The sequence below is a fragment of the Prosthecobacter sp. genome (genome assembly GCF_044222565.1).
Lineage (GTDB): Bacteria > Verrucomicrobiota > Verrucomicrobiia > Verrucomicrobiales > Verrucomicrobiaceae > Prosthecobacter.
In genome coordinates this window covers 218,000-238,435 of sequence record NZ_JBGANA010000005.1, presented here as the reverse complement: position 1 = coordinate 238,435, position 20,436 = coordinate 218,000, and the positions used below count along the sequence as shown (strand labels likewise).

Genomic DNA, 20,436 nt, shown 5'->3' with positions numbered 1-20,436 from the left:
ACACAGAAGCCGCGCACCTTGGGATTGCGCAAGAGCGGGGTCGCGTTTAGCTCTAACGCTCTCAATTCCCCTCCAAAATCATGTCCGCGAAGATCATCTACACCCTGACCGACGAAGCTCCCCTGCTGGCCACTTTTTCCTTCCTGCCCATCGTTCAGGCTTTCACCAAGCCCGCCGGCATCACGATCGAAACGCGCGACATCTCACTGGCAGGCCGCATTTTGGCCAACTTCCCCGATTTCCTCACCGACGCGCAGAAGCAGTCCGATGACCTCGCCTACCTTGGCAAGCTCTGCCTGGAGCCGACCACGAACATCATCAAACTGCCGAACATCTCCGCCTCCCAGCCCCAGCTGAAGGCCGCCATCGCTGAGCTGCAGGGCAAGGGCTACGCGGTGCCAAATTTGCCTGAAAACCCGCAGACCGATGCCGAGAAGGACATCAAGGCCCGCTACGCCAAGGTCATGGGCAGCGCCGTAAACCCCGTGCTGCGCGAGGGCAACAGCGACCGCCGCGCGCCGAAGGCCGTGAAAGACTACGCCAAAGCCCACCCCCATTCCATGGGCAAGTGGAGCGCTGATTCGAAGACCAGTGTGGGCACCATGGGCGGCAAAGGCGACTTCTTCTCCAATGAAAAATCCGTCTGCGTGGATGAAGCCACGGACGTGAAAATCGAGTTCGTCGGTGCAGACGGCAGCACCAAGGTGCTCAAAGAAAGCACCCCGCTGAAAGCAGGCGAAATCATTGACGGCACCTTCTTGAGCAAGGCGGCCCTCGTGAGCTTCCTCGCTGAGCAGATCGCCCAGGCGAAGAAGGACGGCGTCCTCTTCTCCCTGCACATGAAGGCCACCATGATGAAGGTCAGCGACCCCATCATTTTTGGCCGCGCCGTGGAGGTCTTCTTCAAGGACCTCATCGCCAAGCACGCCGCCACCCTCAAGGAGCTCGGCGTGGACTTCCGCAACGGCTTCGGCGACCTCGTGGCCAAGATTGAAAAACTTCCCGCTGACAAGAAGGCGGAGATCGAGGCGGACATCAAAGCCGCTTATGAAAACGGCCCTGCCCTTTCCATGGTGAACAGCGACAAGGGCATCACCAATCTCCATGTGCCGAGCGACGTCATCGTGGACGCCTCCATGCCCGCCATGATCCGCGCCGGCGGCAAAGTGTGGGACGCCAAGGGCCAGACCGGCGATACCCTCGCCGTGATCCCGGACAGCAGCTACGCCGGTGTGTACCAGGCCGTGATCGACTTCTGCAAAAAGAACGGCGCGCTCGACCCCAAGACTATGGGCAGCGTGCCCAACGTCGGCCTCATGGCCCAGGCCGCCGAAGAGTACGGCAGCCACAACAAGACCTTCGAAATTCCTGGCAAAGGCACCGTCAAAGTCACTGACAAGAGCGGCAAGGTGCTCCTCTCCCACGAAGTGGAAGAAGGCGACATCTGGCGCGCCTGCCAGACCAAGGACGCCCCCATCCAGGACTGGGTGAAGCTGGCCGTCAAACGCGCCCGCGCCTCCGGCACGCCCGCCATCTTCTGGCTCGACAAGGCCCGCGCCCACGACGCCCAGATCATCGCCAAGGTGGAGAAGTATCTCAAGGATCACGACACCACCGGCCTGGACATCCGCATCATGACGCCTGCGGACGCTTGCACCTTCTCCCTGGAGCGCATCGTCAAAGGTGAGGACACCATCTCCGTCACCGGCAACGTGCTGCGCGACTACAACACCGACCTCTTCCCCATCCTCGAAGTCGGCACCTCCGCCAAGATGCTCTCCATCGTCCCGCTCATGAATGGCGGCGGCCTGTTTGAAACCGGCGCCGGCGGCTCCGCGCCGAAGCACGTGCAGCAGTTCCTCGAAGAAAACTACCTTCGCTGGGACAGCCTCGGCGAGTTCTTCGCCCTCGCCCCCAGCTTCGAGCACATCGCCGAAAACTTCAGCCTGCCCAAGGCCAAAGTGCTCGCCGATACCCTCGACGCCGCCACCGGCAAATTCCTGGAAAACGACCGCAGCCCCGGCCGCAAACTCGGCACCATCGACAACCGCGGCAGCCACTTCTACCTCGCCCTCTACTGGGCCCAAGCCCTCGCCGCCCAAACCACCGATGCCGAGCTGCAGGCCAAGTTCAAGCCCATCGCCGAAGAACTCACCGCCAACGAAACCAAGATCGTCTCCGAACTTCTCGCCGTCCAAGGCAACCCCGTCGAAGTCGGCGGCTACTACAAGCCCGACCTTGCGAAGGCCGATGCCGCGCTGAGGCCGAGCGCGACGTTTAATGCGGTGCTGGCAAAGGTTTAAAAGTCTGATGTCATTGACTAGATGAGGTGTGGGATGAGTCTGTGAGGGCACAGGCTCGTCTTATGCTTCTGAGGCTGAGCGATTTCCAAGGCCGATCGTTCCAGCCCTCCGGACTTAGAGACGGGTTCACGGCCTCCTTAACATGTCTCCAGGAGGGCGTGTGACTTTGCGAAGTCGCGCTTAGCTAGGTCTGAATGGCGTAGCATCACTTGGTAGGACCCTGCATCCCAGATGTTGAAGCCCACCTGAAAGTTGGAGTCTATATGCAAAAGCTGGCACCATCTGTTCATCTCTTCTTCGATCTTATCAGGCGAGTCTGCATAGGCTTCTTCAGTTGCCTTCAAACGTTCCCAGGCATCATGGCCCACTGCTGACAGTGGTTTGGAGTCGCTTGAACTCAAGGAGAGCAGAGCCATGCATTCGAGAGGGCCATTCTTCTCTCGGGATTGATAGCCAAAGAGCTTCCCTGCAGTGCCTTCTGGATCGGAAACGCCTTTCAAAAGGGACTCAAACCTGGAGATCAAGTCACTGGAATCATCTCGTTCGTAGCAATCCAAACCAAAGAGATCCCAGATGGGAACATCGACTCCATGTACGATCCTGATGGCATGCGGGACAAGGTCATCGCCGTGCATCCTTGGCATAGGCGGCTGCTTTGCGGTCTGAAGAGCCGAGATGTCTTCCACCCAGATGAGCTTGTGCATCACATTCTTTGCAAGTTCATCATCCTCGACAAAAAAGTAGAGCATACCGCAGTCGGGCATGCAATAGGGGAGAGTCCCACCGGCGGCATCAAGCCGCAGCTGCATTACAAACAAGAGCGCTCCATGACGGCCTTGCGGCCAGGCCATGCCTTGGGGCAAATCAGGCAGACCACCCATTCTGCTGCTGCCCATTGTATCACAATCGTCTTTTATGACCTGGAGATACCAACACTCGGCCGCCTCTTTTCGTATGACTTCGCAATCGGATTCCGAGAATTCGCATGTTTTGAGAGCATACTTGAGCAGTTCTAGGAGAGGAACGGACAGTGAACTCATAAGCATATGCCGCGTTTCTGATATGCAGGGCTTCAGTTCTTCAGCAGGTTGGGATGATGTTCGGCAAGCCAACTGCAAACATCATCGCGCAATGATTCTGCAAACGCCCTGAGCTCTTCCGCCTCTGACTCAGTGACGCAGCCAGCCACGTCATACTCGGCCGTGTTGCGCTTGGCACGGCATGCGTCCAGATAGTCAGCATCGTCATTGCGGCTGCTTCCGAGGATGAGTGGCAGAGCCTGGAGGGTGCGGTAATGCGCGAGATTTTTCTCCGGGCGATACCCGCTGGCATAGAGGAGGATGGTGCAGAGCTTCAGTGCTGCATTGTAGGCGATGCCGAACTGCCAGTCTGAGGAGACGCTGCTCCGTGCATCCGCCAAATCACGCACGACGATGGCCAGCAGGTCGGTGACCTGCTGCCTGTTCGTCTGGTGCGGGCGCAGCCAGCCGTTTTTAGCCCAGCCTTCCAAGCTCATCGTCGCCACCTTTCAGCCAGAGTCGGGGTTCGCTCAACAGGCGATTCACAAAGACATCCCTGCCCGCCATCTTCTGCTGCCATTCGCCGGGTGTCATGCAGCGGGGATTGATCTCGTATCCCAGCCGATTCGAAACCTCACGCATAGCAGGTGCCACTTTGCGTAAACCAGTGCTGCCGATGATTAAAACATCGACGTCACTTCCGGCTTTGTCTGTTCCGGCGGCGACCGAACCAAAAATGAAAGCCAGATCAATGCCTGTGACATTAGACAGAGCCTGCTTTAACTCCGCAGCAATACCCGTCGTCTTCACTACCAGGCTGTGAAGTTCGGGATAGACCGGATGAGTTGTGTCAGCTTGAAAATAAAGCCGGTTTCCACTCCGCCGACTGCAGACCAGCCCGATCTCGCTCAGGAAAGCCAATTCCTTCTGCATGGCGGCAGGCGTCAGACTTGCCAGCCGTGCCAGATCCCGCAAATGAATCTCTCGGGCCTGCCCGTTAAAAAGCAGCCGAAGCGTCTCGGCGCGCGCTTTGGGAAACAAGGCAGTTAAAGTATTCATTGTTCATATAAAGTTAACGATTGTTCGCTTTTAGTAAACATCCAATCTCGCTCGGAGTCCATACCTGAAACCTTTTACCGCGAATGATCAAAGTCTGATCTTCAGCCCCATCTCATCCTTCATCGTCAGCAGCGCCTCCGCGTTCCCCTTCGCATCATCCACCGGATGATGCGTATGCTTCGTACTGCGCAGGTGTTTGAACGTCTGAAACGTGTCCTTCACCATCCCTTTGTACAAGCTGCCCAGATTCATGGACGAGAAGCCGAAGGGATTCGCTCCGGTGAAGTGGTGGAAGTACCAATTGATGAACTGCCAGTCGAAACCGTTGTTGTCGGCGACGAAGATAAGGCGGTCCTTGGAGATGCTGCGCAGCCATTCGGCAAAGCTGAGCATCACTCCAGCGGGCTCGGGAAACTGCAGGGTCTGCTCCCGCGTGAAGCCGCTGACGGCCAGCGCCTGCGGAATGAAGCGCTCCGAAATGGGACGCAGCTGCCCGTAAAACGTGCGGCTCAGCCCCGGCTCCACCACCACCGCACCAAAACAAATCATCGAGAAATCTCCCGGAATCGGACCGTCCGACTCCACATCAACCATTATGTAGCTCATAAAATATTAGTAACGCCGCCACTCATGCCACAGCTCGCCGGGAAATGCACGCGGTTTCAAAAACTCCACAGGGCTGCTTTACTCAAACTTCAGCGCATACAAATCTGCATCCTTCAGCATGAAGCGCAGGCGCACGACCTTGCCCGCCAGAGCGCTCACGTCGGTGCCGCCTTTCCACGTCACGGTACGGGCGATGGCATCGCCAAACACGGGCTGTGAATCTTCCAGCGTGAAACCTGGCAGCGGCTTGCCATCCGCATCCTGGATCTCCACCTGAATACCGCCGGCAGCCGAGGAAGCAAAATTCAACGTGAGAGCCTTTCCTGCAAACGTGAGCGGCTTCGTGATCAGCTCCCCGCCGCTCATGGGCGCGTGGATGGAAACAAAGCCATCGAGGCGCAGCGTGTAGCGGCGCAGCGCGCTGCTCTTGTCCGTCCAGTAGCTTTCGGTGGCGTAGAAGCTGAGCTCATTCGGCGCGCCCTCCAGTGCGGACTTCGTCTCAACCGGATGCCACGCGATGTACTGATGGCCGTAGTTCCAGGTGCCGGGGCGTTCGATGCCGGGCGGCAGGAAGGCGTCGTTCCAGCGTTTGAATTTCACACCGTCGCGGCTGCTCATGAACAAACCTTCGGTAATGGCCATGCCATAGCGGTCGCTGGCCTTGGAGCGCCATTCGCGGTGCTCGCGCTCTGGCAGCGCGCGCATGCTGTCTGACCAGCCGCGCTCGGTGTAGCGCGTGGGAAAGCCGACGAGCAGATGCGGTGCGCGGTGGTAGGGCTTCACCTGGTTGGTGTAAAGCTGCTCGCTGGGTGAATCGACGTAGCTGAGGTCCTGCTGGTTTTCCCAATGGAGAAAATCCTTCGAAGTCGCGGTGCGAATGGCGCGATCACCGGAAGGCTTCCAGTTCTTTTCATCCGTGGTGCCCCCGGTGAAGTAGCGCCAGTAGGCGCGATACTGGCCGCTGTGTGCATCCCAAAACGCGAGGTTCTGCGAATCAAACGCGCCATCCGTGATGACAGGCGCATCCGCCATCGGTGACCAGCGCAAGCCGTCGGGCGATTTCAGCGCGAGCAGTCCCTTCGGTGAATTCGAGCGCACAATGGCTTTGTACTTCGCATCCCCAGGCGCGGCGGGATTCTCATCTTTAAACACTGCGGGATGCCCGCCGTCCGGATTCACCTTTCCCATCATGCCGTGGGGGATGACGATATTGTTGGCCTTTGAGCCTTTGAACTCATGCAGGCCCAGCTCCGGCTTGCGCCAGTGGATGCCGTCGTCGCTCTCCGCGTAGCAGGTGAAGAGCGGGTGCTCACCGGTGTTCACCTTGCCCGGGGCTGTGACGGTGAGCTGCCAGCTCTTGTAGTACATGCGGTATTTGTCCCCGTCTTTGAAGACGCTGTGGTAGCCGCTGCCGCTGCCCTCCCAAGGAGCATCGTGCGTCACCACAATCTCCTGGATCTGGGGCTGGTGCAGGCGCTGCTCCGCTTTGCCGGTGAGCTGGCCGATGAGGAAATCATCCACAAACAATTCACGGCGCGAGCCGATTCCGATGGCGCTGTCGGCGGCAAAGAGTGATGAAAATGCGGTGAGACCGAAAGCGAGGGCGGTGACAGGAAGGCGGCGGCGACAGGTCATCATGTTCTAAATTACGTGCCGGTCCCGGGCGCTTTCGCGGCAACTTCGTGGTCTGAAAACCGCACCAGTGTCCAGGCTTTTCGCTTCCTTGCATTGCGGATGCTGATTCATGACACGATGAAAGTTGGAGGCCCGCCGTGCCTTTGATGTGTGATGCCTGAACTCTCCCGCACCGAAGATCCCACGCCGCAAAGCCGGAGCCGCTTTGCGCTCTCTTGGTGTGACATCACCCCACCGGCAAACATCTACCACCGCATGTGGGGCGCGGCAAAGCACGAACGCGCCACCGGAATACACCGGCCGCTGCGCGCCACGGTGGCGATGTTTGCGGACATGCAGGGAAAGCAGCGGCAGATCCTCCTGGCGCTGGATCATTGCGTGATGGGAGCCACGGAGCACGCGCAGCTCGTGGCACAGGCGGCGGAGATCGGTGGTGTGGCTCAGGAGGAGGTGCTGGTCGTCTTTTCGCACACTCACGGCGCGGGGCTGATGGGCCTGGACCGTGCCACGTTGCCGGGCGGCGATTTGATACCGCCCTACCTGCACTCACTGGGGGAGCGTGCAGGGCGGCTGGTGAAGCAATGCCTCGCCTCGCTGGCACCAGCGGGCATCGTCTATGGCCGTGGCCGGTGCAGCCTGGCCACGCAGCGCGATTTTTGGGACGGCACGCAGTACATCTGCGGTCACAATCCCGGTGCTCCTGCGGATGACAGCGTGATCGTGGCGCGTGTGACGGCGGATGACGGGAAGACACTGGCCAGCATCGTAAACTACGCCTGCCATCCCACCACGCTGGCATGGGAGAACACGTTGATCAGTCCCGACTACATCGGCGCGATGCGCGAGGTGGTGGAGCGCGAGACCGCTGCGCCCTGCCTTTTTCTGCAAGGTGCCAGCGGTGAACTGGGTCCGCGCGAAGGCTTCGTCGGCGACACCGCCGTCGCGGATCGCAATGGTCGCGAGCTGGGTTACGCGGCGCTCTCCGCCCTCACCGCGCTGCCTGCGGCAGGCACGACCTTTGTTTATCAAGGAGCTGTCGTCTCCGGTGCAACATTGGGCGCGTGGAAACACGAGAAGATGAATGTGGAAGCCAAGGCAGATTGGAAACTGCAGCGCTGGCATGAACCGCTGCGTTACCGCCCCGGCCAGCCTACCGTGGCGCAGGTGCAGGCGGAGCTGGATCACTTCCAAGCCGCCGAAGCCGTGGCGCGCGCTGCGGGCGATGACACCCAGGCAGCCGAGTGCCGTGCGATGAGCGAGCGCAAAACGCGCCTGCTGCACAAGCTTCACCAAATGCCGCCGGGGGACTGCTATCCGCTGCAGGTCGTGCTCTGGCACATGGGCGATTCGGTGTGGGTGGGCGTGCAGGGAGAGAGCTACAGCGTGCTGCAAACCGAACTGCGCCGCCGTTTTCCCGACAAGGTCATCATTGTGGCCACCATCGCCGCTGACTGGGGCGCCTCCTACCTGCCACCGCGTGAGCTTTACGACAGCGGCATCTATCAGGAAAGCATCGCTGTCGTTGCAGCGGGCAGCCTGGAGCAGCTCATCGAATCTATTTCCAAACGCCTGCTAGACCTGGCATGAGACTCCATTTCGTGGACATCAATCAATCAGTCGTCGATGCCCTTGCCGCTGCGTTTGCCAGTCACGACGAGGTTGAAATTCTTTGTGGCGACATCCTCGCTGTAGCTTCGCATTGTGTCATCTCGCCTGCCAACAGCTTCGGATACATGGATGGAGGAATGGATGCGGCCTATTATCAATTTTTTGGGCCATCCATTCAGTCCACGGTGCAAACAGCGATTCAACGCAGACCCGAGGGCATGCTTCCTGTGGGTGCCGCGCTGGCGGTGAGCACGGGTCATGAGAGGATCCCATACCTGATCGTGGCTCCGACGATGGAAATGCCTGAAACAGTCCCAGCCTCACACGCTGGCAGGGCATTACGTGCAGCGTTGCGATTGATTGATCGCGAACCTTGTCTTGATGGCGATGTCTTTTGCCCGGGACTGGCAACCTTGGTCGGAGGTGTTGATCCGACCGATGCCGCCGCCAGCATGGCATCTGCCTATGAGAGCTGGCTTCAAACTCGAATCCAAGACTCAACAAACACTATTCACCCATGAAAATCACCGCCATCGAAACACTCGTCTGCCACGCGCGGATGCGAAACTGGATCTTCGTCAAAGTCGTCACGGACCAGCCCGGCCTCATTGGCTGGGGAGAGGCGACGCTGGAGTGGCACACGCGCAGCATTGTCGGCGCGATCGAGGACATGTCGCATCTCCTCATTGGTGAAGACCCCACGCGGGTGGAGTACCTGTGGCAGGTGATGTACCGGCAGCACTTTTGGCACGGGCACGGCATTGTGCGGGCCACGGCCATCGCCGGCATCGATCTCGCGTTGTGGGACATCGTCGGCAAGGTGGCGAACATGCCGCTCTCCAAGGTCTTTGGCGGGCCGGTGCGTGATTTTGTGCGCACCTACTGCCACCTCGGTGGCGGCAAGATGGAGGACTTTTATCAAACGCCTGCCGACAATGCCAAACGTTTTGCAGAGCTGGCGCAGGCCGCCGTGGCGGACGGCTACACTGCCTTCAAAAGCATGGCGGTGCCCAGCACGATGCCCATTGAAGGCCAGAAGCCCGTGCGCGCCGCAGCAGCCGCCGTGGCTGCCATGCGGGAGGCCGTGGGGCCGGACATCGACATCATGGTGGACTGCCATGCGCGGCCCTCGCCCGCGATGGGCCTGAAGTTTGGCAAAGCCCTCGATGATTTCGGCCTCTACTTCTTCGAAGAACCCTGCTGGCCCGAATGTGTGGACGGACTGGCCCGCATCAATGCCGCACTCACCACACCCGTGGCCAGCGGCGAGCGCGTGACAAACCTGGAAGCCTTCAAGGACATGTTTGAAAAACGCGCGGTGGAGATCTGCCAGCTCGACATCACGCACTGCGGCGGACTCAGCGCGGCCAAACGAGTCGCCGCACTGGCGGAGGCGCACCGCATCTCCCTGGCACCGCACAATCCGCAGGGGCCTGTGAGCACCGCCGCATCGTTGGAGTTCGGCTTTTCGCAGCCCAGCTACATCATCTGCGAGACCGTGCACAACGACGTGCCCTGGCGACAGGACGTCGTGGAGGAAGGATTCACCATCGAAAAACAAGGCCGCATCGTCCGCCCCAACACCAAGCCCGGACTCGGCATCACGATCAACGAAGCGGAGGTGAAGAAGCACCCGTTTCAGCAGGAGATCGTGCTGCGCGAATTCAGCCCAGATGGGGGTGTGACGGATTGGTGAACTTTGATTTCGAGACTATGACATTTCAGACGTTATCCGAGAGACAAAAGCCGGAATTCATTTTGCCTCGGATGTACGTGGCTCTGCCGAAGTCAGGCTCTGCCGACATAACCTTATCATATGATGATTGCCCGGTAGAAACACCGCTCGGTGCCGACGTGATGGTCTGGTATGCCTATGACATGGACTCGCATTTTGAGATCATCTCCAACTCAGAATTGAAGAATCTTGGAATGTCTTTAGACGAGTTGCATCAGCTTGCGATCCACAACCTCGATTCGTTGAATCTGGAAATTCGTGCGCATCAAAACGGGCTGTTTCACATGCTTACCGCAGGCGGGGATTTTGAGGCGACGGTTCTTTTGCTGCCTCATGTGTGGGATTTTGTGGCGTCCATGGTTTCCGGACGTGTCGTGTCGGTGATACCTGCACGTAATCTGATCTTCTTCACTGGCGAAGATGATGTGTCAGGACTTTCTGAGATGCGAAAGGAGACATCCCGAATGCTCGAAATGGCAGAGAAACCTCTGTCCCGGCAATTTTTTGTTCGTGCCTATGATAAATGGGAGCTGTACACCGGGCATGCTGAATAAATGAGATCTGCAGCCACGCCATGAAACCCACCCGCACACGCTTCATCGTTCTCGCAGGCCTCTGCATGGCCGCGGCGCTGGCCTATCTGACGCGCAATGCGGTGGGAACGGCGGAGAGTACCATTCGTGCGGACCTGGGGCTGACGAAGCAGCAGTCCGGCTGGTTGAACAGTGCCTTTTTCTGGTCATATGCGCTGTGTCAGATCCCTGCGGCGGCGCTTTCGCTGCGTCTGGGTGCGCGACGTGCGCTGCCGTTGTTTGCGGTGCTCTGGTCGCTGGCCACAGCGTTGTTCGGCATGGGCGGCTTTGCTTCGATGGTGGTTTCTCGTGCTCTGATGGGCGTGGCGCAGGCGGGCCTGGTGCCGGTGGCGATTGCAGTTATGGCGCGCTGGTTTCCACGCGCGGGGCAGGGGCTCGCCTCGGGTGCGTTTGGCGGGTTCATGTCGGCAGGCAGCATTGTGGGCGCGCCGCTGACGGCGTGGCTGATCATCGTCTGCGGCTGGCGGCCGATGTTCCTGTGGTATGCGCTGCCGGGCATCGTGTGGGCCGTGTGGTTTGCACGATGGTATCGCAACGATCCGGCCGAACATGCTGCGGTGAATGAACCGGAGCGTCAGTTGATCACGGCGAATTCGAATAAAACCGCCAAGGTGAATGCAAAGCCGCCTGCGGTGCCGTGGCGTCTGCTCATCACGAGTCCGGCGATGTGGTGCATCTGCGTGCAGCAGGCGTGTCGATCTGCTGGCTACATTTTCTTTGGCAGCTGGTTCACCACGTATCTGCAGGAGGCGCGTGGCGTGGAGCTGATCACCTCCGGATGGCTCACCGCGCTGCCCCTCATCGGCGATTTGACGGGATCGCTTCTCGGCGGCGCAGTTTCAGATGCGGTGCTGCGCAAGACGGGCAGCCAGCGCCTGGCGAGGCAGGGGATCGCCGCGATCGCGTTGTTTGTGTGCGCCTGCCTGGTCTTCTCGGCTTGGTTTGTCAGTCATGCACTCACGGCGGTGCTGAACATCAGCCTGGGCATGTTCTGTGCGGCGGTGGGAAATCCCTGCGTGAGCACGGTGATGATGCATGTGGGCGGCTCCCATGTGGCGACAATCAGCGGCGTGATGAACATGTGCGGCAATCTCGGCGCGGCCGCGTTTCCAGTCGTGGTGCCCTGGCTTCTTGCCAACGCTGGCGGCTGGGATGCGGTGCTGATCTGCTTCACGACGCTCTATGCCGGGGCCGCGCTGTTCTGGCTGCTGATGAAAACGAAACCCAACATGTTTGACCGCACGCCCGCCAAGGCTGCTCACTGAGCGAAAGCACACAGGTGCTTGTTCGTGCGCACATAGATCACGCCATCGACAATGGCAGGTGAAGCAAACACAGGCGCTTTGAGATCGTTTTTCGCCAGCACTTTCAATGTGTCGCTTGCCGCATCCATGACAGAGATCACACCGCGCTGTGAAGTGACATACACGCGCCCGTCGGCAGTGACGGCGGAGGCGTAGTACTCGCCGGAGGCATCCAGGCGCTCGGCTTGGAAAATCGGGCTGCCGCTTTTGGCGTCGTAGGAGGAGGCAAGGCCGCCACCTTTCACGGTGAAAAGGCGCCCATTGGCTATGACAGGTGAAAACACATAGGGCAGGTGCTTCGTCTGCCGCCAGATCACATGCGTCTCCGTGATGTCGCCGCTGCCGCCGGCCTTGATGGCAAAGAGCTGGTTCGCCGCATTCGCAAAGATGGCGCGCATGGCGTCATACTCCGCCTTGTTGACCGTGCCGTTCTTGTCCGCATCGATGATGGTGAAGCGGTCGCGCAGGGGTCCCTCGGGAAATTCCGCCTCGCTAAGAAGACCGTTTTTGTCAGCGTCATGCGCTGCGAGGAAGGCGTCATGCGGCTCCATCTCCACGCGGTCGTCTGGATCTCCGCCGGCATTCCAGCCGCACACGATCAGCACATCCCCCACGGCAATGGGGCTGGTATTGGACACTCGTGCCATGCCACTGGCAGACCAGCGCAGTTTGCCATCCTTGAGATCGTAGCTGCGTGTCTGGAGCGAGCCGCTGACGATGAGTTCCTCGATGCCATCATGCCGCCAGACGAAGGGCGTGGAAAAGCTGCGGCGGAATTCACTGCGGTCCACACGCCACACCTGCTCGCCAGTTTTCACATCCAACGCGGTCATGTAGCTGCCGACGTCTTGATCGGCGACGATGATCACCTTGCCATCCGCAATGATGGGCGAGGCGCTGGTGCCAAACTCCACGATCGGCGGCGGCAGCGGCTTCTGCCACAGCACCTTGCCATTCCAGTCATAAGCCAGCACGCCGTAGGAGCCGAAGTAGGCGATCAAGCGCTCACCATCCGTGCAGCAGGTCGGCGTGGCCGGGCTGCCGATCCGGTGCGCCCCTTCCACCTTCTCCACCGGTGCCGCCGCGCGCCACAGCTCGTGCCCATCAGTCCGGCTCAGGCAAAACGTGACCAGCTTGCCGCCATCGAGACCGGTGAGTGCGATCTTGTCCTGCCAGAGGCACGGCGATGAATGACCAAACGGCACCTCCACCTGCCACTTTACGTTCTTCTGCGCATTGAATTCCACCGGCGGTTTGCCTGTGCCGAGGCCGAGTCCGCCCTCGCCACGAAACTGCGGCCAGTTGGAGTCCGCGAGGCAGGGTGTGATGAGAATGAAAAAAGCGAGGGGCAAATGCTTCATGCAGCCAGAACGTGACGTTGAGTGAGGATGATGCAACGCTTGTTCCTGCTTCCTCTTTTTGCCATCACTCTCCACGCCGAGCTGCAGGTGCGCACAGATTTCGAAGGCGGAAATGCCGAGGTGGTGACGCTGGACCAGTCCACCCGGACGCTGCGCATCATGCCCGCGCTTCGCGAAGGCCGGGGCTGGCCCTGCTGGTGGTCATTCAAACTGGAAGGACTCACCGTGGGCGAGACTTTCACTCTTGAAGTGCAGGCGCAGAGCAAACCCTATCGCGAAGGGACCGTGCTCGCTGCTGCCTGGTGCCAGCCCAAGTGTGCGTGGCTGAGCCTCGATGGCGAGACATGGCGGCCTTCATCTCCGGGCACGCTGAGTGCGGAGAAGGTGATGCGCTACTCACTCAAGGCGGAAGGCGCGCAAATGTCCCTGGCGTGGGGGCCGCCGTTTGTGCCGGCGGATGCGGAAAAGCTGCTGGCCGGTATCGCCGCAAAGTTGCCGGAGGCAAAGCGCTTTGAACTCGCCCGCACGCACGGCGGCCGCCCCGTGCAGGGCATTCGCATCGGCGCTGAAAACGCCCCGCATCAGGTCTGGGTCGGCTCACGGCAGCACGCGTGGGAGGCGGGCGGCAGCCAGGTAGGTCGCGGGTTCATCCAATGGTATGCCAGCGATGAAGCCAAGGCCCTGCGCGCAAACACCTGCCTCTACTTTATCCCCATCATGGATGTGGACAACGCCGCCATCGGCGCCGGCGGAAAAGAAGCCGTGCCGCGTGATCACAATCGCGACTGGGCCGATGAACCGATCTACCCTGAAGTGGCCGCGGCACAGCGCATGATCCGGGACATTCACACGAAGCATGGGCTGGATGTGTTCATCGACCTGCACAATCCCGGCGCGAGCGATCCCATCTTTTTCTTTGGCCCCTTTGCCTTCGAGCGGATGGCCGGCGTGCAGCAGCGCAACTACCAGCGCTGGATCGAGATCGCCGCCGCGAGCATCGTCGAGCCGCTGAAGGTGGAGCCCAAGTACCGCTTCGCCACCTACGTGAAAACGGATGAAGAACGTGCGCGCATGAGCAGCGGCTGGGTGCGCGCCCACACGGGCGATGCCACGATCTCAGTGACGCTGGAAACAGGCTGGAACAGTCCGCTGATGTCCGTGGACGGCTATGGCAAAATCGGCGCAGGACTTGGGCGTACGTTGGCGGCCTACATCAAAGAAAACCCACGGCGGGAGTAAATCATTTCAGCTTCTTCTCCAGCCACGGGATGATCTGAGCGGCCCAGCGCGCGCCATGCTCGCGCAGCCCAGCGCCGCTGAAGTGCACGCCCTGGCCATTGCGCTCACGGAGATCGCCCTTGAGCGCATCACTGTCCGGACCTTCAAGGGCGACTCCGTCTTTCCACATCGATGCCTGCGCCGCACGGATGTCAGGAGACGCTTCGTCTCCCGGCACATGATAGCTGACCTGCGCGACGAACCACGGCGCCTCCCAGCCGATCTCGCGGCGTGAGGCGCGGATGATTTTCTCCAGATATTCGCGATACAGCTTTCCTGGCAGCGTGCGTGAGGGGTCCTTCTGATTCGCGTCACTCTCGCCCTGATGCCAGAGCACCGCACGGAAGCCGTTGGGCCCGGCGGACTTCATGCGCTGCACCAGCGTTTCGTAGGCCTGCCCCTTGCTCTCCCATTCTCCATTCGGAAGCTTTTGCACCCGCGACTCGATCGTTGGTGGATTTGGAAATGTCGCGCCTTTGGGCAGCCACTCGCGCACACTGGTCGCACCGATGCCGCAGGGGATGAAGCCCACCGGCACGCCCAACTTCGCGGCCAAGGCATTGCCCAGCGGCGGCATGAAACTTCCGCCATTTCCGCTGGCACCAGGCTGGGGATCATCCGTCACATGCCAGCTCCGGCCATCGAAGGAGGCGAAAGAGCCTTCGTTGTGCTGCTTTTCGGCCCCGTGATTTGCCGAGTTTGACTGACCGGCCACGACAAACACTTCACCGATGCCGAGATGTTCGACGGCTGCTGCAGCGGTCACCGTGCCGGCCTCCAAGGCGCGCACTTCAAGCCGGAACCAGCCACCCGCAGGTACCTCCAACTTTGCGGTGAAATGGCCGTCTTCGAACTTCGCATCGAGCCGCTTCCAACCGCCGCTTGAGCCAATGCGCGCTTCGATGACCGAGGCTGCCGCACTGCCGGTGATGGGGATGCTTCCCCTTTCTTTGTCGCTGCGTTGAATCACCTGGTGCTCAAGAGGCGCGGTGAGTTTGAGCTGTGCAGGCGGCGTAGTCTGGGCGTGCAGCAGGCACAGCGGTGCAAGAAAGACGGGCAGGAGCAGAGAAGACTTCATGGGAGGATCAGGCTTGGTAAAAAAGGCGCGTCACTCCTCACTCGACGCGCCACGTCGCCTGCCGCAGCACGGCGAGCTTCGGCTCCTTCATCGTCTCATACCAGACAGTAAGCAGCGTGCCATCGGCCAGCTCCACGGTGCTTGGGTAGCCGAGATCTCCGCCGATGCCGTCGCCAGAAATGATCATTGCCTCGCCCCACGTCTTCCCGTTGTCGCTGCTGATGCGTGCCTGATTGCCGTAGGGCTTGCGGCGGTGGCCGTAGGTCATGAGCAGGCGGCCATCGCGCAGACGCAGCAGATGGGAGGGAAGACCCCACACGCCAATGCTGTGCGGCTCGCTCCAAGTCTTGCCGCCATCCGTGGATTCAGTCTGCAGAGTCTCGCCTTTGTTCGCGGCATTGTGATTGCGAATCTGCGCGATGATCGCGCCGTCAGCGGCCTCCACCGCATGCAGTTCGTGGTAGGCATTGGAGGCGGTGTCTCCTTTGCGGGTGGGGATGTCCGCCAGCCACTGCCACGTGGCGCCATCGTCTTTGGACTCGGCGGCTCCGATCTTCCGGTCCTCGGTCCAGAGCTGCTTTCCCAGATAGAGCAGGCGGCCGTCTTTGAGCTGGATGGGGCCATGCGGGCTGTTCACGATCGTGGGGATGCGTGTGGACCAGGACTTGCCGCCATCGGTGGAGCGGATGATCCATTCGCCCAGCTCGGCTTTGCGGTCCGCATCGTTCAGGCGCTCATGGGCGGCCTTCCATTTGGCGTAGCGCTCCGGCGGCATGGCTTTGGTGATCCAGCCTTTGTCCGTGTGCTCCGCCATGGCGGCCGCTTTTTTAAACGAGTCCTCGTAGGCCAGCGAGGTGAAGGTGGAGACGATGAGCGTGCCCTTCGCTGTCTCCAGCACGCCGGAGTCACGATCATCCGTGGCGGTGTCCAGCAGCACGCGCGGCCAGGTCCAGGTGGCGCCGTTGTCATTTGAAGTCATCGCATGCACCTGCCCAAACGGACACACATGCGACTCACGTCCGCCCGACCACGAAACCCAAAGCTCGCCGCTCTGCCGACGCACCACGGTGGGCCAGCCATGGTAATATTCCGGCTGCTGGGAGATCACCTTCGTTTCGAGAATCTTTGCCGTTGGCGTGGCAGCGCGAGCGAAGAATGGAAATGCGAGTGCCGAGGTGGTGGTGGCAAGGAAGCAGCGGCGATTGGTCATGGTGCGGGAAAGTACGCCGCCGCTCCATTGGGTTTCGCAGCAAACCCTTGGTCCGAACACCGGACCAGCCTGCGGAGACCTCATTTCGCCAAGATTTTCTCCGGCAGCTCGGACAGCTCGGCAAGTGTGAGGCTGCTGTTCTTGTCGGTATCAAGCTTGGTGAAGATCCCATCTGTCAGTGTGTCGTATTCCTTGCGACTCACGGCCTTGTCCTTGTCGGTATCCAGCGTGAGGAGCACCTGCTTGATCAGCGCCACAATGATCACTCCACCGATGTCTCCTGCCTCCGCAGCGATGTCATTGCTCAGGGCATCCACCTCATCGGTCTTGATTGAGCCATCACGATTTGTGTCCAGCTTGTCAAAGCTTCCCGAGATGCCGTTCTGCCATTCGCCTTGGTCGAGTTTATCATCCGAGTTCGTGTCAAATTCATGCGCGATGAGCTTGGCCAGTGATTCCGCTCCCGGCACTGCTGCGCGCAGCGTGTGAGCATTGAAAACGTACAGGAGGGTGATGAGGAGCGGTTTCATACGGAGACATGGATCACGGCTTGAACGCAGGCAATTTGCCAATCCTGCCGCTCAGTTCACTGACGACGTCGGCATGCTGAGCGGCGACATTGTGCAGTTCCTCAGCATCGGAGTCGTGATCGTAGAGTTCTGTTTGACCATCGCTCCAGAGAGTGAAACGCCAGCGCGCGGTCCGCACGCTCTGGCCATGCAGACTCGGGCTGCGGGAGACGAGCGTGAAAGCGGCGTCCTTCACACTGGCAGTCGGATTCTTCAGAATCGGAAGCAAGCTGAGCCCTGCACCCTCATGCGGCATTTTCAGACCGCAGAAGTCGGTGACTGTCGGATAGAGATCCACAAACTCGACGAGTGACTCGCTAACCTGACCGCCCTTCATGCCGGGGGCAGCGATGATGAACGGCGCATGGCAGGCCCGCTCAAACAGCGTGTTCTTGTTCCACCACTGCCGCTCGCCGGTGTGGTAACCGTGATCGCCCACAAAGATGACAAGCGTTTTGTCCCAGAGCTTCTTTTGATCCAGCACGTCCAGCACGCGTCCGAGCTGTGCATCCATGAAGGTCGTGCAGGCGCAGTAGGCACGCAGAAGCTCGCGCCATTCCTGGTCGGTGAATTTCGCGAAGGCCTTGCCGAGATCGCCGAGGCCCACCGACTCTTTGCGCACGGCATCCATGTCGGCAGGGTCCTTCCAGATCTTCAGCGACTCCAGCGGATACAGGTCGAAATACTTCTTCGGCGCGATGAAGGGATCATGCGGCTTCATGAAACCGCAGCCGATGAACCAGGGCTGGTCGCCGAGCTTGTCAATCATCGACACAGTGGCGGCGGCGATCTGGCCATCCGGCTGGTCGTCATCCGTGCCATCGGCGGCACCCCATTGGCACCACTTCAGTGCGCCACCCGTCACGTTGCGGCCTTCGAGCATTTTCTGGCCGGGCTTCGTCACTTCAAAAGCCTGCGCCGTGTGCCAGGAGCGCCCTGCATCCATCCACTGCTGCCTCAGTGCCGCGTCTCTGCCGCCGCCGAGATGAAACAGTTTCCCAAACGCATGCGACTGCCAGCCCGCCTTTTTGCAAAGCTGCGGCATCGTAATGACATCCGGCATGCGTTCGCGCAGGCGGGTGTCATTTCCCACGATGCCCGTCTGCTCGGCCCGCAAGCCGGTCATCATCGAACTGCGGCTTGGATTGCAGACGGTGTACTGCACGTACGCATGTTCAAAGGTCGTGCCGTGCGCACGCAGGCGGTCGAGGTTCGGCGTCTTAACCACATCCCGGGTGAAGGCACCACCAAAGTCACGGAGATCGTCCGCCATGATGAGCAGGACATTGGGTTTCGCGGCCAGGAGCGGCGAACTGAGGGCCAGGATAAAAAGCAGGACACGCATGGATGCGTGGAAACTGCCGGACACCTCACTTCTTGCGCACAAACTTCTGCACCCGCGCTCCGGTTCCCTCAGCCACATACACGGCACCGTCCGGGCCAACAGCAATATCATGCCCGAGCTGGAACTGGCCCGCTTCTTTGCCGTAGCCACCAAAGGTGTCGAGCACCTGGCCAATGGAGTCGAGTTCAACAGCCTTGCCGCGCAGCTCGCGCTTCAGCGACGGCGATCCGCCATCGATCACGAAGAGATGGCCGTCGGGGGCGGTAGCGATGCCATAGGGCTTGCCGATCTGCGGTCCTTTCCACTCTTGTTGGAAAACGCCCTTCGCATCGAAGACCTGCAGCCGCTCGTTTTCGCGGTCGCAAACGATGACGTGGCCCTTCGTATCCACCGCAATGCCGTGTGGCAGATTGAACTCGCCCGGCCCATTACCTTTCGTGCCCCATTCGAACTCAAAGCTTCCGTCGTGGGCGAATTTCAGCACACGCGTGTTTTGATAGCCGTCGCTCACATAGAAGGAGCCGTCCGGCAGCACGGCCACATCCGTGGGCAGATTGAAATGCGCGGCATCGTTCCCGGGCACGCCAGCCTCTCCCAGCGTGAGCAGCACTTCGCCAGTTGGCGTACACTTGAAGACCTGATGCAGGCCGACATCAGTGAGCCAGAGATTGCCCGCGTGATCCACCGTAAGCCCATGCGGCATGATGAAACGATTGGAGCCCCAGGTGCTGAGAAGGCGGCCCGTGGCCCCCTCAAACACACTCACCGTCGGCGCGGCGATGGCTTCCTTGGGAAAGGGCTTGGACCACACCCTCCCGCTGCGATGAAAAACGAACACACGATTTTGCGCATCGACTCCCGCTCCAGCGCAAAGGCCAAGCACATGCCCTTCCGGCAGCTGCGGCCAGCCAGGAACAACCTCGTGCTGCGGCTGGGCGAGGGAAGCGGTGGCAAGAAGGCCGAATAAGAAGAGACAGCGCATGGCGGAAGGACCACGCTCACTTCAACTTCGAAACCGTCACATCATCCACATCCGCCGATTTGTTCACGGCGAGGGTGATCATACGCTTCGTGGGATGCGCAATGCCTGCGCTGCTGAAGGAGACGGGTTCCAGCTCGTCGATACGCACGGTCATCTGATCGCCCACGATCTTGATGTTCATCGTGTGCCACTCGTTAGGCTTGAGGTCGAGCTTGAAGGACTTCGTCTTCGCCTTGAGCAGCGCGGCCAGCTCCGGCGATTTGTCTCCCTTCTCGCGACGGGCGCGGATTTCATTGTCCATGCCGCCGGTTTTGGAGTCGGTGATGGTCACGGCCTTGTTGGTGACACGCGCGATGCAGAGATGGCCGGCGTGCACGGTCTTGAGCTCACGATCCACGAAATCGACGCCGAGGTCGTCTCCTTCACCGAGACGGAACTTCAGCATGACAATGCCGTCTTGAAACTCCGCCGCATGAAAGATGGCCACGCCATGGTCCGCCTCCGCGTGCTTCGTCACGTGCATGTACCCATCTACAAGATCCACCTGCTGATGCCCCTTCGCACGCCAGGCGCTGTTGCTCGTCCATCCATTGCCGATGTCCTCCTTGCCCGCTGTGGCTTCGTCGCGGGAGAAGTCGTCGGAGAACAGTGGCGTGACGAAATCGGCACGGAGAGAGGAGGTGAGGGCGAGGAAGAGAATGGCGGTGGAGATTCGGGACATGGCTATTGAAACGAATCTGGGTGATGGCTC

Annotated in this window: 19 protein-coding genes; 7 read left to right on the top strand and 12 right to left on the bottom strand. The window is 60.2% G+C overall.

Annotated elements, in window-relative coordinates; genetic code table 11:
* Window positions 1-80: 80 nt before the first annotated feature.
* Entirely contained in the window at window positions 81-2,303 is a 2,223-nt protein-coding gene (locus ACILSR_RS09615; protein WP_395749544.1) for an NADP-dependent isocitrate dehydrogenase, read from the top strand.
* 137 nt (window positions 2,304-2,440) lie between these two features.
* On the opposite strand, the gene ACILSR_RS09610 is transcribed toward ACILSR_RS09615, so the two are convergent.
* The 5 genes from ACILSR_RS09610 to ACILSR_RS09590 form a co-directional block, all read right to left on the bottom strand.
* On the bottom strand, window positions 2,441-3,343 hold the full coding sequence (locus tag ACILSR_RS09610; RefSeq protein WP_395749543.1) for a DUF1963 domain-containing protein: 903 nt from the start codon (window positions 3,341-3,343) through the stop codon (window positions 2,441-2,443).
* 32 nt (window positions 3,344-3,375) lie between these two features.
* Entirely contained in the window at window positions 3,376-3,819 is a 444-nt protein-coding gene (locus ACILSR_RS09605; protein WP_395749542.1) for a hypothetical protein, read from the bottom strand.
* Window positions 3,797-4,381: a nucleotidyltransferase domain-containing protein gene (locus tag ACILSR_RS09600; protein ID WP_395749541.1), complete on the bottom strand. Its 585-nt coding sequence runs from the start codon at window positions 4,379-4,381 to the stop codon at window positions 3,797-3,799. The genes ACILSR_RS09605 and ACILSR_RS09600 overlap by 23 nt, the downstream gene beginning before the upstream one ends.
* A gap of 87 nt (window positions 4,382-4,468) precedes the next feature.
* Complete coding sequence (locus ACILSR_RS09595) at window positions 4,469-4,987, bottom strand: exonuclease (protein WP_395749540.1); 519 nt, start codon at window positions 4,985-4,987, stop codon at window positions 4,469-4,471.
* A gap of 78 nt (window positions 4,988-5,065) precedes the next feature.
* Window positions 5,066-6,625 carry a hypothetical protein gene (locus ACILSR_RS09590; RefSeq protein ID WP_395749539.1) on the bottom strand — a complete coding sequence of 520 codons (1,560 nt, stop codon included), beginning with the start codon at window positions 6,623-6,625 and terminating at the stop codon, window positions 5,066-5,068.
* 150 nt (window positions 6,626-6,775) lie between these two features.
* Between ACILSR_RS09590 and ACILSR_RS09585 the strand changes: the two genes are divergently transcribed.
* The 5 genes from ACILSR_RS09585 to ACILSR_RS09565 are packed head-to-tail and all read left to right on the top strand — an operon-like array spanning window position 6,776 to window position 11,823.
* On the top strand, window positions 6,776-8,209 hold the full coding sequence (locus tag ACILSR_RS09585) for a hypothetical protein (RefSeq protein ID WP_395749538.1): 1,434 nt from the start codon (window positions 6,776-6,778) through the stop codon (window positions 8,207-8,209).
* The gene (locus ACILSR_RS09580) at window positions 8,206-8,751 is read left to right on the top strand and encodes a macro domain-containing protein (RefSeq protein WP_395749537.1); all 546 of its coding nucleotides are present in this window, start codon (window positions 8,206-8,208) and stop codon (window positions 8,749-8,751) included. The genes ACILSR_RS09585 and ACILSR_RS09580 overlap by 4 nt, the downstream gene beginning before the upstream one ends.
* Complete coding sequence (locus ACILSR_RS09575) at window positions 8,748-9,926, top strand: enolase C-terminal domain-like protein (protein WP_395749536.1); 1,179 nt, start codon at window positions 8,748-8,750, stop codon at window positions 9,924-9,926. The genes ACILSR_RS09580 and ACILSR_RS09575 overlap by 4 nt, the downstream gene beginning before the upstream one ends.
* 17 nt (window positions 9,927-9,943) lie before the next feature.
* On the top strand, window positions 9,944-10,519 hold the full coding sequence (locus tag ACILSR_RS09570; RefSeq protein WP_395749535.1) for a DUF1444 family protein: 576 nt from the start codon (window positions 9,944-9,946) through the stop codon (window positions 10,517-10,519).
* Window positions 10,520-10,539: 20 nt separating this feature from the next.
* A complete protein-coding gene (locus ACILSR_RS09565) occupies window positions 10,540-11,823 on the top strand; it encodes an MFS transporter (RefSeq protein WP_395749534.1) in 1,284 nt (427 codons plus the stop codon).
* Here ACILSR_RS09565 and ACILSR_RS09560 read toward each other — a convergent pair.
* Window positions 11,817-13,223, bottom strand: a complete 1,407-nt coding sequence (locus tag ACILSR_RS09560; RefSeq protein ID WP_395749533.1) for a PQQ-binding-like beta-propeller repeat protein — start codon at window positions 13,221-13,223, stop codon at window positions 11,817-11,819. The two genes, ACILSR_RS09565 and ACILSR_RS09560, sit on opposite strands and share 7 nt — an antisense overlap.
* 27 nt (window positions 13,224-13,250) lie before the next feature.
* Here ACILSR_RS09560 and ACILSR_RS09555 point away from each other — a divergent pair, with 27 nt between their 5' ends.
* Window positions 13,251-14,462, top strand: coding sequence for a M14-type cytosolic carboxypeptidase (locus ACILSR_RS09555; RefSeq protein ID WP_395749532.1), 1,212 nt, complete (start codon window positions 13,251-13,253; stop codon window positions 14,460-14,462).
* Between the two features lies 1 nt (window position 14,463).
* Here ACILSR_RS09555 and ACILSR_RS09550 read toward each other — a convergent pair whose 3' ends face one another.
* From ACILSR_RS09550 to ACILSR_RS09525, 6 genes are all read right to left on the bottom strand, one after another.
* On the bottom strand, window positions 14,464-15,579 hold the full coding sequence (locus ACILSR_RS09550; protein WP_395749531.1) for a sialate O-acetylesterase: 1,116 nt from the start codon (window positions 15,577-15,579) through the stop codon (window positions 14,464-14,466).
* Between the two features lie 37 nt (window positions 15,580-15,616).
* On the bottom strand, window positions 15,617-16,789 hold the full coding sequence (locus ACILSR_RS09545; protein ID WP_395749530.1) for a sialidase family protein: 1,173 nt from the start codon (window positions 16,787-16,789) through the stop codon (window positions 15,617-15,619).
* An 80-nt stretch (window positions 16,790-16,869) separates the two neighbouring features.
* Complete coding sequence (locus tag ACILSR_RS09540; protein WP_395749529.1) at window positions 16,870-17,319, bottom strand: hypothetical protein; 450 nt, start codon at window positions 17,317-17,319, stop codon at window positions 16,870-16,872.
* A 13-nt stretch (window positions 17,320-17,332) separates the two neighbouring features.
* Window positions 17,333-18,703 (bottom strand): sulfatase, encoded by a 1,371-nt coding sequence (locus tag ACILSR_RS09535; RefSeq protein WP_395749528.1) that lies wholly within the window; start codon window positions 18,701-18,703, stop codon window positions 17,333-17,335.
* A gap of 25 nt (window positions 18,704-18,728) precedes the next feature.
* The gene (locus ACILSR_RS09530) at window positions 18,729-19,685 is read right to left on the bottom strand and encodes a peptidyl-alpha-hydroxyglycine alpha-amidating lyase family protein (RefSeq protein ID WP_395749527.1); all 957 of its coding nucleotides are present in this window, start codon (window positions 19,683-19,685) and stop codon (window positions 18,729-18,731) included.
* Window positions 19,686-19,701: 16 nt separating this feature from the next.
* A complete protein-coding gene (locus ACILSR_RS09525; protein ID WP_395749526.1) occupies window positions 19,702-20,406 on the bottom strand; it encodes a family 16 glycoside hydrolase in 705 nt (234 codons plus the stop codon).
* Window positions 20,407-20,436 lie beyond the last annotated feature (30 nt).

Bases quoted from the DNA above. Each gene is read 5' to 3' on its own strand.
- ACILSR_RS09615 (WP_395749544.1), top strand. From the start codon at position 81: ATGTCCGCGAAGATCATCTACACCCTGACCGACGAAGCTCCCCTGCTG.
- ACILSR_RS09610 (WP_395749543.1), bottom strand. From the start codon at position 3,343: ATGAGTTCACTGTCCGTTCCTCTCCTAGAACTGCTCAAGTATGCTCTC.
- ACILSR_RS09605 (WP_395749542.1), bottom strand. From the start codon at position 3,819: ATGAGCTTGGAAGGCTGGGCTAAAAACGGCTGGCTGCGCCCGCACCAG.
- ACILSR_RS09600 (WP_395749541.1), bottom strand. From the start codon at position 4,381: ATGAATACTTTAACTGCCTTGTTTCCCAAAGCGCGCGCCGAGACGCTT.
- ACILSR_RS09595 (WP_395749540.1), bottom strand. From the start codon at position 4,987: ATGAGCTACATAATGGTTGATGTGGAGTCGGACGGTCCGATTCCGGGA.
- ACILSR_RS09590 (WP_395749539.1), bottom strand. From the start codon at position 6,625: ATGATGACCTGTCGCCGCCGCCTTCCTGTCACCGCCCTCGCTTTCGGT.
- ACILSR_RS09585 (WP_395749538.1), top strand. From the start codon at position 6,776: ATGCCTGAACTCTCCCGCACCGAAGATCCCACGCCGCAAAGCCGGAGC.
- ACILSR_RS09580 (WP_395749537.1), top strand. From the start codon at position 8,206: ATGAGACTCCATTTCGTGGACATCAATCAATCAGTCGTCGATGCCCTT.
- ACILSR_RS09575 (WP_395749536.1), top strand. From the start codon at position 8,748: ATGAAAATCACCGCCATCGAAACACTCGTCTGCCACGCGCGGATGCGA.
- ACILSR_RS09570 (WP_395749535.1), top strand. From the start codon at position 9,944: ATGACATTTCAGACGTTATCCGAGAGACAAAAGCCGGAATTCATTTTG.
- ACILSR_RS09565 (WP_395749534.1), top strand. From the start codon at position 10,540: ATGAAACCCACCCGCACACGCTTCATCGTTCTCGCAGGCCTCTGCATG.
- ACILSR_RS09560 (WP_395749533.1), bottom strand. From the start codon at position 13,223: ATGAAGCATTTGCCCCTCGCTTTTTTCATTCTCATCACACCCTGCCTC.
- ACILSR_RS09555 (WP_395749532.1), top strand. From the start codon at position 13,251: ATGATGCAACGCTTGTTCCTGCTTCCTCTTTTTGCCATCACTCTCCAC.
- ACILSR_RS09550 (WP_395749531.1), bottom strand. From the start codon at position 15,579: ATGAAGTCTTCTCTGCTCCTGCCCGTCTTTCTTGCACCGCTGTGCCTG.
- ACILSR_RS09545 (WP_395749530.1), bottom strand. From the start codon at position 16,789: ATGACCAATCGCCGCTGCTTCCTTGCCACCACCACCTCGGCACTCGCA.
- ACILSR_RS09540 (WP_395749529.1), bottom strand. From the start codon at position 17,319: ATGAAACCGCTCCTCATCACCCTCCTGTACGTTTTCAATGCTCACACG.
- ACILSR_RS09535 (WP_395749528.1), bottom strand. From the start codon at position 18,703: ATGCGTGTCCTGCTTTTTATCCTGGCCCTCAGTTCGCCGCTCCTGGCC.
- ACILSR_RS09530 (WP_395749527.1), bottom strand. From the start codon at position 19,685: ATGCGCTGTCTCTTCTTATTCGGCCTTCTTGCCACCGCTTCCCTCGCC.
- ACILSR_RS09525 (WP_395749526.1), bottom strand. From the start codon at position 20,406: ATGTCCCGAATCTCCACCGCCATTCTCTTCCTCGCCCTCACCTCCTCT.